This window comes from Gracilibacillus salinarum (genome assembly GCF_022919575.1).
In the GTDB taxonomy this organism is placed as follows: Bacteria; Bacillota; Bacilli; order Bacillales; family Amphibacillaceae; genus Gracilibacillus; species Gracilibacillus salinarum.
The window spans coordinates 1430506-1443279 of the sequence record NZ_CP095071.1; the positions used below are offsets into that span (position 1 = coordinate 1430506).

Consider the following 12774-nt stretch of genomic DNA (forward strand, 5'->3'; position numbering starts at 1 on the left):
AGTCTACGTGGTTGGCCTACGCTGATGTATAGCTCCACAATTTATGCGACAGCTAGGATATGAAGCACTATCTGCAAGATTTACACCTTAATTGATGAAATACATTGCCTAGCACGACTGCTTTTTGCTGTTACATACGTTGTAGCACTTCCCTTAAGCGTAGGAAATAGGCGGAGACTCCCGTGGAATCAGCGCGAGCTGAAGATCCATTATATTTGTGCCTGTGTCTGCAAGCATTGCTTCGAAGTGTGCTTTCACAAGGCAGCAGAGATGCTGTTCAAGTTGTAGCCTAGCTGAAGCCGTGCCCACAGGACGCGGAGCCTATTTCTGGAGCTTTGCTAAGCAGATAAACTCTATAAAAATGATCATTCAGCAATACAGCCTTTGTTAACAAAATCCACATTATAGGAACTCAACTTCATGTTCCGAATACTGATGTGACTGCACTTTTATATTGGCTGATAAAAAAAGATCTACAATGTCTAACATGCAGATCTTTTCCTATCTCTGTATTATTTAGATCGTTTGATAATGAAACCATTGTCGATCTGATTAAATCCTACCTTCGGGTAATAGTCCATTGCGTTCGGTGCGGATAATAGAATTAACGCTACTTGCTCGTTTATCTGCTGTTTCACTTCTTCGATCAACTGCTTCCCTATCCCCCGATGTTGATACGCTTGGTCCACTGCCAAATCAGACAAGTAACAGCAATAACTAAAATCAGTCAATCCTCTCGCAACTCCGACTAACAACTCCTGATCCCAGGCGGTAATCAATATGTTGGCATGCTCCAACATCCGCTGTAAACGGTCCAAATCATCTGCAGGTCTTTTGATTCCGGATGCTTGAAACACTTCCGCTAAGTGCTTAGGAGTGATTAAGGCATCACTCTTGTATATGATCCTTTCCATGTCAACCCTCTCCTCTATAAAGTTATACTCGCTTTTTCCGTGGCATTCGCTGTGAAGTAAAGCACTTGATGATCTTGACTTATCTGATTAATGAGCGCCAGCATTTCTTTTTTTCGTTTTTTATCAAAATGAACAAATCCATCATCAATTAAGAAGGGCATTGCTAACGTCTCTGACATGACCTGACTTAATGCAAAGCGTAATGCAATATATAACTGATCCCTGGTTGCCTGGGACAATTCATCGACCGAAAACAAATAGCCATCCTTATCCTCTACCATTATTCTTTGATTGTCTTCGATTAAAATTTGCAAGTATCGCTGTAATGTCAGTTGTTTAAAATAGATACTAGCCTGATTAAAAACTTTTGGCATATACTTTTGAGAATAACTCAACTTTGCCTGTTGCAAACTTTTCCATGCAAGCTGGTATACAGACCATTTCTTCGCTATCGAATCGGCTTCTTCCTTCTTTAAAGCGATTTGATGCTTCCATACCGAAACATCTTCATTTTGTTCTAACAGCGCAACATTTGCTTTTTGATCACTCAGACGTGATTGTCCCTCATTTATACTATTCGAAAGCGCGTCTCTTTTTTTGATTAATTCTGCCCGTTGTTGTTGCAGAACATGCTCGTCCTCAAATGACCCCTCCGCAAAATAGGTGATAGACTCATCTGTGAACAGTACTTTCAGACGATCATAAGTCTGCTGGGATTGCTGTATTAAATGTTGCACTTTTGCATAATATTCCCCTTTTTCGATAAATGCTTCTTCCGTGTCGACGCCTGCTTTAGCAAGAAGGTGAGCTATTTCTTGCTGGTATGGCACTTGTTTTTTCTCTACAGCTTCGAGCTGTGATGAGATTTCTTCCAACCTTGTCTTCCACTCTCGCAATTGTTGCTCTTTCTCCTCCTGATTCGCGAGGGTTCGGGAAAAGTCCTCCGCTTTTTCAGATAGATGCTGCAATGCCTCTTGTTTGGATTTTTGGACCTCTTTCCATTCTTGAAGCTCTTTTTGCTGATCATTCCATGTCTGTAGGTTTTCCTTTTGCAAGATAAGCTGTTGATATAATCTCGTCCAATACGGTAAGGCTACTTGCTTGAGAAATGGATAATCCTCTTGATGGTCAGCGACTTTCTGTTCGACTTGCTGCACTCTCTCCTCAATGAAACGAATTCGTTCTTCTAGTTTTAGTTGCTCTAACTGATAGTGCTGAATGTCTTTTTCCACTTTTTGCAGCAGTTCACTGATTTCTTTCTGTTGGTTAAGTGCCTCTTTCCGCTCTACTATATCGTCTTGTGTCCAGTTCATACTGTGTGACTGCTCAGGTTGAAGCCATTTCCTAAATGTTTTCCCATAAATACGGACAGCTCCATATTGCACAACCGAAAGTATCAATACCATAACTGAACTGTTCACCAATGAAGCGAAAAACAAGATCGCTGCGAGCAAAATTCCTGCGATTAGCACAATACCAGCTGTTTGATGTTGTTTAGCGTATGCTTGTTGCCATTTCTGAAATTTCTTCTGCTGTTTATTGTGTGTTTCCTGTTGTTCAGCTTGTTGTACTTCCTGTTCCCATTGCTCAATCTGTCCAGCAGAAAGAGCAGATTGCTCCAGCCTTGCCTTTTCCTGCTGACGTTCTTGCTTCCATTTTGCAGTTGATGCCAGGTCGGAATCGACATATTGCTTCTCAACAGAAAGCTTGTCTAGTTGTGTACCTAAATCAGACCAAGCCTCCTCCAGATAAAATGGCAATTCAATTTCTTGTAGTTGTGGAATGTCTATCTGTATTTGCAAACTGGTTAGCTTATTCGTAATATCTTTCTCCAATGCAACATGAAGCTTTTCTTTTTCTATGATGTGTTGTTTGATTTCAGCAAGTTCTTGTTGTAGCTGTATCCCCTGCTTTATTTCTTCTAATTCAACCGCTGGCAAAAGAGTAGTATTGCTTATCCGAAGCTTTAATTCTTCTATGTTGTTTTGTAAAACTTGCGCCTCACTCTGCAATGGTAAGAGAGATGCTTTCCACTCGTTAAAACGATGTAATCCGTCAACGGGGAATATGACTTGCTGATCATATCTGTGTAATTCAGCCGTCACGAAATAATATTCCGAAATGATTGGATAATGAGTCAGCCTTTTTTCTATCATCCCAAGTTGTTCATCGGCTAAGTTCTGCTCTTGTTTCCATTGGTACAGTTTAGCTTCACTAGTTTCTATTTCTGTTAAGTGTTGACGGTATTTTGCTTCTTTTGCTTTTGCCTCATCCCATTTCTGCTGCAGAACCGATAATTCTTGAAACAATTGATTAAGAGCTGGCTTTTTACCGTATGGTTTAAACAACTCTGCCGTCTGTTTTTCTATATTCTTCTCAGCATAATAGATCCGGTTAGATCCGGTCATCCCGATCGCGAGCAATATATCATGCAAAGCATCGCCATCAATCTGTTGAACCTGTTGTAAATCATGGGCATCAAACGCATAGATTGACTGAAATTGTTCTTTGTCTATACCTTGCAATGCGTGGACCAGCCATTCCTCATCCATTTTCAATCCGTCATGACCATAGATAACAGCTTTATTTTTTTGCTTTCCCTGTATCCGTTCTATCGTTACGGTTTGTTCCGACAAACCAGCGATTGTTAATCTGCCACCAATAACCGATCCTTGCTTAGGCATGTAACGTTCCAGTTCTTTCGCCTTCATTCCGAATACTACATAAAGGATAAATTGACGCAATGTCGACTTCCCAGCCTCATTATCACCAGCAATTTCGATAAAAGCAGTATCATTAAATGAAAAACGCTGATCGATCCATTTCCCGAATCCATAGATTTCTATCTGTTCAATCCGCATTACTACACCTCCTTTTCATGCAATAATTGATCAAGTAAGAATGCTGCCTCATCCTCGATGTCCTGTTTGTCTTCTTTATCCAGATTACTTAGCCATTTACGACCGTCAATATGTTGCCATAACGGCTGATTGATTTGGTCGATTTCTGTTTCTTGCAATGCATCGTTTAACTCTTCCAGGAAACGGCCACCTTGCATCCATTGCGACCGCTTGGCTGCTTTATTCCACTTATAGTTGATGACGTAATTCTGGTGTGATGTTTGATTAAGGTAGTCAATCATTTCATCGATAAAACCTTGCGTAAACCAATGCTCACCATGCTCCGGTACTTGCTCAAAAGTCAACTGGGTCAGTATTTTTTCCTGTGGCTGCTGCAGTTGAAGCCGTTCTGCTATTTCTTCTGTTATGTTCGTTATGTCGGTCCAATCACTAGCATTTAGTTTCATTTTTCTAAATTCAATCGGTGACAATGGTATAAATTCCAGATTTGTCTGATTATCTGCCATCGTGACGATGTAACACCCTTTAGCACCTGTTTCCTTAGTGGATCGGCCTTGAATATTACCTGGATAAACAACCATCGGATCCTCAGCCAGTATTTCTCGTTTATGTATATGGCCTAATGCCCAGTAATCAAACCCTGACTGTTTCAAATCTGACAATTGAAAGGGAGCGTATATTGCATGCTCATTCGTGTTCTCATTACCTAAACTGCCATGTAATGTTGCGATATGGAAGCAATCATCGTTCGTTTTCTGATATTCCTCCACTTTATTGGTAAGAACGGCGCGATGCTGATAACTGAAGCCATACACCTTTGCCATTAATTGATCGTTTTTATAAAAAGGTATCTCTGCTACGTTTTCTGAGTCAAAAACATGAACATTGTCCGGATAATTGCGTGGAAAAGTCTGACTGCTCAGAAAATCATGATTACCAAAGGAAACAAAAGCGTGAATATTGTATGATTGCAGACGTTGAAAAGCATCGCGCAATGCCATGTGGGCCTGCATACTCTGCTGCTCCTGATCAAAAAGATCTCCCACCATGATGACAAAGTCAACTTCTAAATCTATTGCCTGTTCGATCAGCCGATCTAATGCCTTAAAGGTACTCTTTCTTATGTCAGTTAACCATTCCTCCGGTAAATTCTTCAACCCTTTAAACGGACTGTCTAAATGCAAATCCGCACAATGGATAAATTTGATTGCTTTCCCCATGTCTTTCCCTCCTATACCTCTATTTTAGCAGAGCACAAAACAGAATGCACGTTCGATTCTATTATATATGGAATTTTATGCTAGAATAAGGGTATAAATTGATTATAAAGGAGATCTAGCTTTGAAAAATGATTCCGTTCAGAAAAGTTACTACCTGATGCAATTGGAAGCTTTAGTACATCGCCTTAAGTTACAGAATATCACGCAACAATTAGACGCTGCCCTTGGTAAAGAGCGGTCAGGTTACATCGGAGAGAACAAACTTCCCTATTACCTTTCTTTAGATTCTGAAGAGAAAATCCTATTATATGGACTTCGCATTCCATGGCATGACCACTTTTTTCAGATCGATTGCCTGACTATTTACTTAAATAAGATATTTATTATAGAAGTGAAACATATGAAGGGGAAACTTTCATTAAACGAGGCTGATCAATTAGTTCAGGAAGTGGATGAGAATATGATCGAAGTATTTGACCATCCGCTGATCCAAGCACAAGTTCAACAGCAAAAACTAGAAGCAGTACTTCATATGCACAACCTCCAGCACCCTCCTATCTATTCTCTTGTTGTCTTCACGCATCCAAAGGCTAATCTCCAATTTCAGCACCCAGATATGATAACGGCTCAACAATTACCAATCCGATTGAAAAGTTTATTACGATCTTCAGATTCTTCATCTTACTCAATTTCACACCTTAAAAAAATTGCAGTCTTTTTAACTAAGCACCACCGCGATCGCAAAGTAAACACACTCGAGAAATTTGGCATTCCTCCTAAACAAGTAATAAGGGGAGTATTTTGTCCAAATTGCCAGCAGGTTAAGGCTAAGCGAATACATGGTACGTGGCAATGCCCAAAATGCGGTTTAAAGGACAAAACCATGCACATTCATGCATTAAGGGATTGGGCTTATATCTTCGGACCCACCATCACCAATAAACAAGCACGTTATTTTTTGGAAATCAATTCGATACATGTGGTAAGAAGATTAATGCTTTTGCTCCAGCTGCAGTTTTCAGGATATAAGAAGAACAGATGTTATCATCTAGAAAGCATCATGTATCACAGCTCGTAAAAACACGTTATTGACGAGGATTGCTCTTTTCACTCGTGATCTCTGCGATTATTCGCGAATCCCTCCTTTTATTCGCGATCTCTGTGATTTATTCGCGAATTCCTCCTTTTATTCGCGATCTCTGCAATTTATTCGCGAACTCCCCTTTTATTCGCGATCTCTGCAATTTATTCGCGAATCTCTCCTTTTATTCGCGATCTCTGTAATTTATTCGCGAATCTCTCCTTTTATTCGCGATCTCTGCAATTTATTCGCGAATCTCTCCTTTTATTCGCGATCTCTGCAATTTATTCGCGAATCTCTCCTTTTATTCGCGATCTCTGCAATTTATTCGCGAATCTCTCCTTTTATTCGCGATCTCTGCAATTTATTCGCGAATTACTCCTTTTATTCGCGATCTCTGCAATTTATTCGCGAATCTCTCCTTTTATTCGCGATCTCTGCAATTTATTCGCGAATTACTCCTTTTATTCGCGATCTCTGCAATTTATTCGCGAACTCCCCTTTTTATTCGCGAATTCCAACAAATATGGATTTTCATGCTAGAATAAAAATATAAATGAACCAAACAAAAGGGGTGTGTTTAGCAATGACGCTTCAATTAGTCAAACCTGACAAAAACTGGTATTCTGCCTATCAATCATTCTATTTCGAATGGGATGAAAGCAAGGAAAAAATGATACCATGGGTTATTGCGCAATTTCCTGATGATATCGATAAATTGCTAGCATTTTATGATGATCATCATAGCGGAAATATCCCACAGAACTGGGTACCGGACACAACGTATTGGCTCGTTGATGAAGCTAACGTGATCGGAGTGGTAAATATCCGACACTATTTAAATGATTTTTTGCTAGAATCAGGTGGTCACATCGGCTATGGCATTCGTCCAAGTGAACGACGGAAAGGTTATGCGACCATCATGCTTCAATTAGCATTGAAAAAAGCAAAAGAATTAGGTATTAAAGAAACACTCGTTACATGTGATGCTGAAAACGTCGCGTCTAAGAAAGTGATTTTACGCAATGGCGGGAAAGCAGCTGATGATTATGTCGATAATGACGGGAATATTATTCACCGCTTTTGGATTGACGCCTAAATGGGAAAAGAGCTATTTCGCAACAGCGAAATAGCTCTTCATTAATCTTTTTTAGATAACTGTAATGCTTTTTTGAAGTCTTTTAGAGAAGACGATGGGCCGTACATGAGAACGCCGCCTCGATAAATTTTTGCTCCAATTACGGCAAAAATAATGATGGAAGCAATTAAAATTAATATGCTTAGTCCCACTTCCCATATGGCAATATCGAGTAAACCAACTCGCAAGAACATGGCCATCGGTGAGAAAAATGGAATATAAGATGAAACAACTACAAACGTTGAATCTGGTGAACTTAAGCCAAACATCGAAATCATGAAGGCTGCTACAATTAATAAAATAACAGGCATCATCAATTGCTGCACATCTTCCGTTCTGCTTACCAATGAACCAAGCATCGCGGACAGTGTAGCGTAGAGGAAATAGCCTAATAGGAAAAAGATGATCGCGTACACAAAAGTCGCGATATTAATATCAGATAAGCCAAAGGTTTCAAAAAATTCCCCGGCAAATTGATCTTGTTTCTGCGTAATCATAATATAACCAACTGCTAAAAATGCTACAATTTGCGTTAAACCTACGAGACCAATACCTAGAATCTTTGCAAACATTTGACTGACGGGTGAAGAACTTGAAATTAATATTTCCATCACTCTCGACGTTTTTTCGTTGGCGATATCCATGGCGATCATATTTCCATAGGTGATAACCGCAAAGTATAGTAAAAATAAGATAACATATACCAGACCACGTGCGCCGCTTAGTTCTTCTTCCGTTTTTACATCATCAGTACTTCCATCACCTGTAGCAATTAACTCATTCTCAAACTGCACGGGTTCATAGATAGAAGCGATAATCGTCGGATCAATGCCTGATTGGTTAGTAGCCATTTCTACTTTAATCTGCTGTAATTGATTTTCTAATGAACCTTGCAGGGCTTGGTTAGAATAATCTGTACTATAGTAAGTTGCGCCAGGTAATCCATCTTCCGTTTCTTCGATTACTAACGCAGCTGTGTAATCTTCATTCGTTACAGCTTCTTTCGCTTCGTCTAATGTGCCATCGAACGATTCTAATTCTACGTCAGATTCCAATCTTTCAGAAAGGACATCCACCAATTCTGTTTGCTCAGATACAACCGCTACACGATCTGTATCCTCTGAGTTGAACATCTCCATGATAGATTGAATATTGGAAAAAGCGACAATGAATACAAGAAAAATAGCAGTAGTGATAATAAATGATTTCGATTTAACTTTTGACAAATAGGTGTGACCAAATACGGTCCAAAACTTATTCATAAGACTCACCTGCTTTCTCAATGAATATGTCGTTCAGACTCGGTTCATCCAACTCAAACTTACGTACAAAACCTTTGTTGGTGATTTCCTGTAACACACGCTGCGAGACATCCTCGTTTTCGATCTGGCACCAAACACCGTCGTGTACATGTTTAACTTTTACAACACCAGGTATTTGTTCAACAAATGATAAATCAAAATCCGCTTGAACGGTTAAATTTTTCTTTCCGAATGAACGCTTAATTTCGCGAATGTTTCCGTGCAGGATTGGTTTACCATGCTGCATCATACATAAATGCTGACAAAGCTCTTCCACATGTTCCATCCGATGTGAAGAAAAGACGATCGAGGTACCGGATTCTTTTAATTCAACGACTGCTTCTTTTAACATTTCGACATTGACAGGGTCTAACCCGGTAAATGGCTCATCCAAAATCAACAATTTCGGCTTATGTATAACGGCAGAAATAAATTGAATTTTTTGCTGGTTTCCTTTTGATAATTCTTCTACTTTCTTATCGAGATATTGCGGCACTTTTAACCGATCTAACCATTTCGTCAATTCTTCGAGAACGTCCTTCTTGTTCATACCTCGTAATTTACCTAAATAAATTAACTGGTCGCGCACCTTAAGCTTCGGGTATAAACCTCGCTCCTCCGGTAAATAGCCGATTACGTCACTTTTGCTGTAATCAATCGTTTCTCCATTCCATGTAATGCTCCCTGAAGTTTGATCAATCAAATTCAGAATCATTCGAAAGGTCGTCGTTTTGCCGGCCCCATTCGCACCGAGAAAACCAAAGATATTCTTCTCCGGAATTTCGATAGACAGGTTATCAACAGCCGTAAACTGTCCGAACCTCTTCGTCACATTCTCTAATTTTAATGTCATCGCTCTTCTCTCCCTTCTACTAGTAATACGACTTAGCGCTTAAAAAAGTTTCATTTGGTTCTGTAATTTATTATATGCTAGATTTCGCATAAAGAAAAACTTGACGTAAAGCCAGGCAACACTATACATTTGGCTCCTTTCTTTTTTAACCATACAAATCTCGATACAACGTATATAATAGCCTAGCATAAGGAATGATAATAAACTGTAATTACAGAATGCGGAGCAATTATCAGAAGCTTTGATACGTATATAATCTGGCAAAATAATCACATCGACATGCAGTTCCACTTCATATAATTCACATCTTCTTATTCTTTGTCTGTAACATTTCCACCCTGCCCCGAAGTTAAGGAAAGCCGGGAAAGTTCACCCGGTCCTAACTAACAAAACAATATACAACTACCCATAATATGGATTATGTAAACTAGCCATCGCTAGCCAAGCATCTATATTGAGATATTTAATGTGCTAGGATACCGCTCCGTCCAACCACTCCGCGTCCTGCGGGGCACGGCTGGAGCTAACTTTGTGAAGAAGAACGCTTCACAAAGTGGATCTCCAGCACCTGCACAATCCCGCGGGAGTCTCCGTGGTTGGCCTACGCTAGGATGGGGGCTCTACAATTTTTGTAAGAGCTAGTATATTGATCGTATACATATATAATAGCTATTGAAAAATGCTTAGAACCGCTGCTTTTTGCTGTTCCATACGTTGTAGCACTTCCCGAAAGCGTAGGAAATAGGCGGAGACTCCCGTGGTATCAGCGCGAGCTGAAGATCCACTTATGAAAGAAAAGAATTTTCTTTCATAAGTTAGGTCGAGTAAGCGGGAATACCCTTCTTTGCTAGAGTATTCCTCCCTCCTCACAGATCCGTGCGAGCGCTATTTACGCACACGGCTCCTCCTATCATCTTTCACAGAATATACTTGATATGGGATCGTAAGTCATAGATACTGACCTTGATGGTGGGTAGCGGCAACGGGTACTTCTGTAGAAATAGTTGAAATTTATCCCAACTGAAGGATTTTCGCTGACTTCTGCGATTCATCCATTTGTATATCAGTTGTTCCACTTTATATAGAAATTGTTCCACAGTGTGATAATTATCCGTGATACAATAATAATTGTAATACCCTACTAGTGATTGGTACATTTTATACATGATGTCTTTGATGTCCATCGTTCGATGTGCTTTCAGCCAAGCTTTTTGTTTCTTCAGCTTGGATCGCACCTTCTTGTTACTAGTTTTCCTCTTTACGCGAAAGTTGCCTTTCTTGCTCTTTCCGCAGTAATGGGTAAAACCAAGAAAATCGAACGTGGACGGCTTTTTCTTGCCTTTACGCTTCGCATCTCTCATCGCATAGGGACCAACCGAAATAATCTTCGTTTTCTCCTCTGCTACTTCTAAGTCAAATTTATGCAGTCGATGAAGGAGCGCTCCATAAAATCGTTCGGCATCTTCTCTGTATTGAAAGCAACAAACAAAGTCATCCGCAAACCTCACCATATAGGCTTGTCCCCTACATTGCTTCTTGACGGTCTTTTCAAACCAAAGATCAAGGACGTAATGTAAATATACGTTCGCTAATATCGGAGAGATGACGCCACCTTGTGGTGTTCCTTTTTCCGCATCAAAGTATTTCCCTTCCTCCATATAGCCGCCTTTTAGGAATCGAGCTATAATTTGTAGAAGTTTCGGGTCTTGAATACGATGTTGAAGGAATTTCATCATCCAATCATGACTTACATTATCAAAGAATCCCTTAATATCTGCATCTACTATATAATTGGTCTTGCGCTTCTCGATATATACATTAAGTACCTTTAATGCATCATGACAGTTTCTCTGCGGGCGAAAGCCAAAAGAACAATCCAGAAAGTCATTCTCATAGATAGCGTTTAGTATTCTAGTGATTCCCTTTTGAACGATTTTGTCCTCGTGGTCTGGAATACCTAAAGGTCTTTTCTTCTTCGAACCTGGCTTATCAATATACGTGCGTTTAACTGGTACTGGTCGATAAGCCATTTTCTTTAAGCGATCCACTAAGTTTTCAATATTACGATCCAATTGTCTTTCATAATCGCCCTTTGTCACTTCTCTCACACCTACTGCTTTGTCCTTGGGTAGTTGATCGTGACATTGTTTGAGATTGTTCTCATTAAGCAGATGTACTAAGGATGTGAATGCAAAGTTCTTATCCTTTTTCGCTGATTCTGTTATCCTATTAAGTTTCGTTTCCATAATAATTCCACCTCTGTGTATGGATCATGTTTCCCTCGCAAGGTTGATGACAGGTAACGGGCTTTCCTCCATCGGCATTACCCGATTTCATTGGTACTATACCGTTATCCGACTTCCCTTAAGCATTTGACAGCCCTCACTTTATTATCGCTTGTTCGTCATTACTCTTCTGAAGTATTTCCGTTCAGAGAGACCTAAAGGATCTCCCGAGTTGCCGCAACATATCCATGTGTAACGTGCCAAGGTCACCGACTCCGGAGAAGTTATCATCCTCTCACCTCTAACGTGGATGATAATGTTGTCTTCTGTGCTTCAGAACACATCGACCTTCTCGATTTTGGGCACATTTCGAAGCTCTATCCCTTCAACACTATGGTTTTCGGCCCGTTACCTCACTGTCTACGCTTAAAGGCATGTGTTGCCACATAACCCTCCAAGACTCGATACAAGTGAATGGTTAGTTCTTACTTGACGGGAATCCCACCCGCTATATGTTGCGACCTACGCTCGGTCGCACCTGAAGCCGTGCCCACAGGACGCGGAGCCTATTTCCGGAGCTTTGCTAAGCAGATAATCTATATAAAAATTACCATTTGGCAACACAGATCAACTTTACATAATCCATATTATAGGAACTCAGCTTCATCTTCACTGGATTATTGCTGTGACTATACTTTTATACTTTTCACCAGTCAAAAAAAACTGCAGCGCTTTGCTGCAGTTTTTGTACTATTTATTGTTGCTCGTTGGCACCATAAAGTTCTTCTAGTGGTTTCGTAATGATTCTGCTAAGATCGTTAATTAACACGTTCACACGTTGTTCTTCTTCCATTAACTTAGAAATATCTTCATGTTGTTGAACAAGTTCTACTACTTGCTTTGCTTTTTCTACTTCTTCTTCGGTAATTTCCATACCTTGCATTTGTTTTTGCTGTAATTCTAATTGCGTGTTACGGAAATTATCGAACATTTGCTTAGAGTTTGGATCACTCATTACTTTATCGTAAGCTGCTTTTAAATCCTGATACTCTTCGCTTTCTGCAATAGCTTTTTCTAGTTCGTGTGCTGTGTCATAAACTTTTGACATAAATTGAAATCCTCCTAATTAAGTTGCCTTCATGCAAAAACTCTTACATGTTTCTTTACCACTATAACAGAGT

At 39.9% G+C, this 12774-nt stretch carries 9 protein-coding genes; 2 read left to right on the forward strand and 7 right to left on the reverse strand.

Annotated elements, in window-relative coordinates; genetic code table 11:
- Positions 1-512: 512 nt before the first annotated feature.
- From MUN87_RS06960 to MUN87_RS06970, 3 genes are read right to left on the reverse strand one after another with little or no spacing between them, the layout of a single operon-like run.
- Positions 513-914: a GNAT family N-acetyltransferase gene (locus MUN87_RS06960; RefSeq protein ID WP_244746986.1), complete on the reverse strand. Its 402-nt coding sequence runs from the start codon at positions 912-914 to the stop codon at positions 513-515.
- 14 nt (positions 915-928) lie between these two features.
- A complete protein-coding gene (locus MUN87_RS06965; RefSeq protein ID WP_244746987.1) occupies positions 929-3775 on the reverse strand; it encodes an AAA family ATPase in 2847 nt (948 codons plus the stop codon).
- 2 nt (positions 3776-3777) lie between these two features.
- A complete protein-coding gene (locus tag MUN87_RS06970) occupies positions 3778-4995 on the reverse strand; it encodes a metallophosphoesterase family protein (RefSeq protein ID WP_244746988.1) in 1218 nt (405 codons plus the stop codon).
- A 121-nt stretch (positions 4996-5116) separates the two neighbouring features.
- Between MUN87_RS06970 and MUN87_RS06975 the strand changes: the two genes are divergently transcribed.
- Together MUN87_RS06975 and MUN87_RS06980 are read left to right on the forward strand one after the other, a co-directional pair.
- Entirely contained in the window at positions 5117-6073 is a 957-nt protein-coding gene (locus MUN87_RS06975; RefSeq protein WP_244746989.1) for an NERD domain-containing protein, read from the forward strand.
- A gap of 589 nt (positions 6074-6662) precedes the next feature.
- Entirely contained in the window at positions 6663-7175 is a 513-nt protein-coding gene (locus MUN87_RS06980; RefSeq protein WP_244746990.1) for a GNAT family N-acetyltransferase, read from the forward strand.
- A 41-nt stretch (positions 7176-7216) separates the two neighbouring features.
- Here MUN87_RS06980 and MUN87_RS06985 read toward each other — a convergent pair whose 3' ends face one another.
- From MUN87_RS06985 to MUN87_RS07000, 4 genes are all read right to left on the reverse strand, one after another.
- Positions 7217-8476: an ABC transporter permease gene (locus tag MUN87_RS06985; RefSeq protein WP_244746991.1), complete on the reverse strand. Its 1260-nt coding sequence runs from the start codon at positions 8474-8476 to the stop codon at positions 7217-7219.
- Positions 8469-9368, reverse strand: a complete 900-nt coding sequence (locus MUN87_RS06990) for an ABC transporter ATP-binding protein (protein ID WP_244746992.1) — start codon at positions 9366-9368, stop codon at positions 8469-8471. Before MUN87_RS06990 ends, MUN87_RS06985 begins: the two co-directional genes overlap by 8 nt.
- Before the next feature lie 917 nt (positions 9369-10285).
- A complete protein-coding gene (gene ltrA / locus MUN87_RS06995; protein WP_244746993.1) occupies positions 10286-11614 on the reverse strand; it encodes a group II intron reverse transcriptase/maturase in 1329 nt (442 codons plus the stop codon).
- 733 nt (positions 11615-12347) lie between these two features.
- On the reverse strand, positions 12348-12701 hold the full coding sequence (locus tag MUN87_RS07000) for a YlbF/YmcA family competence regulator (protein ID WP_244746994.1): 354 nt from the start codon (positions 12699-12701) through the stop codon (positions 12348-12350).
- Positions 12702-12774: the final 73 nt, after the last annotated feature.

Coding starts and splice junctions, on each gene's coding strand:
- MUN87_RS06965 (WP_244746987.1), bottom strand. CDS start 3,775: ATGCGGATTGAACAGATAGAAATCTATGGATTCGGGAAATGGATCGAT.
- MUN87_RS06960 (WP_244746986.1), bottom strand. CDS start 914: ATGGAAAGGATCATATACAAGAGTGATGCCTTAATCACTCCTAAGCAC.
- MUN87_RS06985 (WP_244746991.1), bottom strand. CDS start 8,476: ATGAATAAGTTTTGGACCGTATTTGGTCACACCTATTTGTCAAAAGTT.
- MUN87_RS06970 (WP_244746988.1), bottom strand. CDS start 4,995: ATGGGGAAAGCAATCAAATTTATCCATTGTGCGGATTTGCATTTAGAC.
- MUN87_RS06990 (WP_244746992.1), bottom strand. CDS start 9,368: ATGACATTAAAATTAGAGAATGTGACGAAGAGGTTCGGACAGTTTACG.
- ltrA (WP_244746993.1), bottom strand. CDS start 11,614: ATGGAAACGAAACTTAATAGGATAACAGAATCAGCGAAAAAGGATAAG.
- MUN87_RS07000 (WP_244746994.1), bottom strand. CDS start 12,701: ATGTCAAAAGTTTATGACACAGCACACGAACTAGAAAAAGCTATTGCA.
- MUN87_RS06980 (WP_244746990.1), top strand. CDS start 6,663: ATGACGCTTCAATTAGTCAAACCTGACAAAAACTGGTATTCTGCCTAT.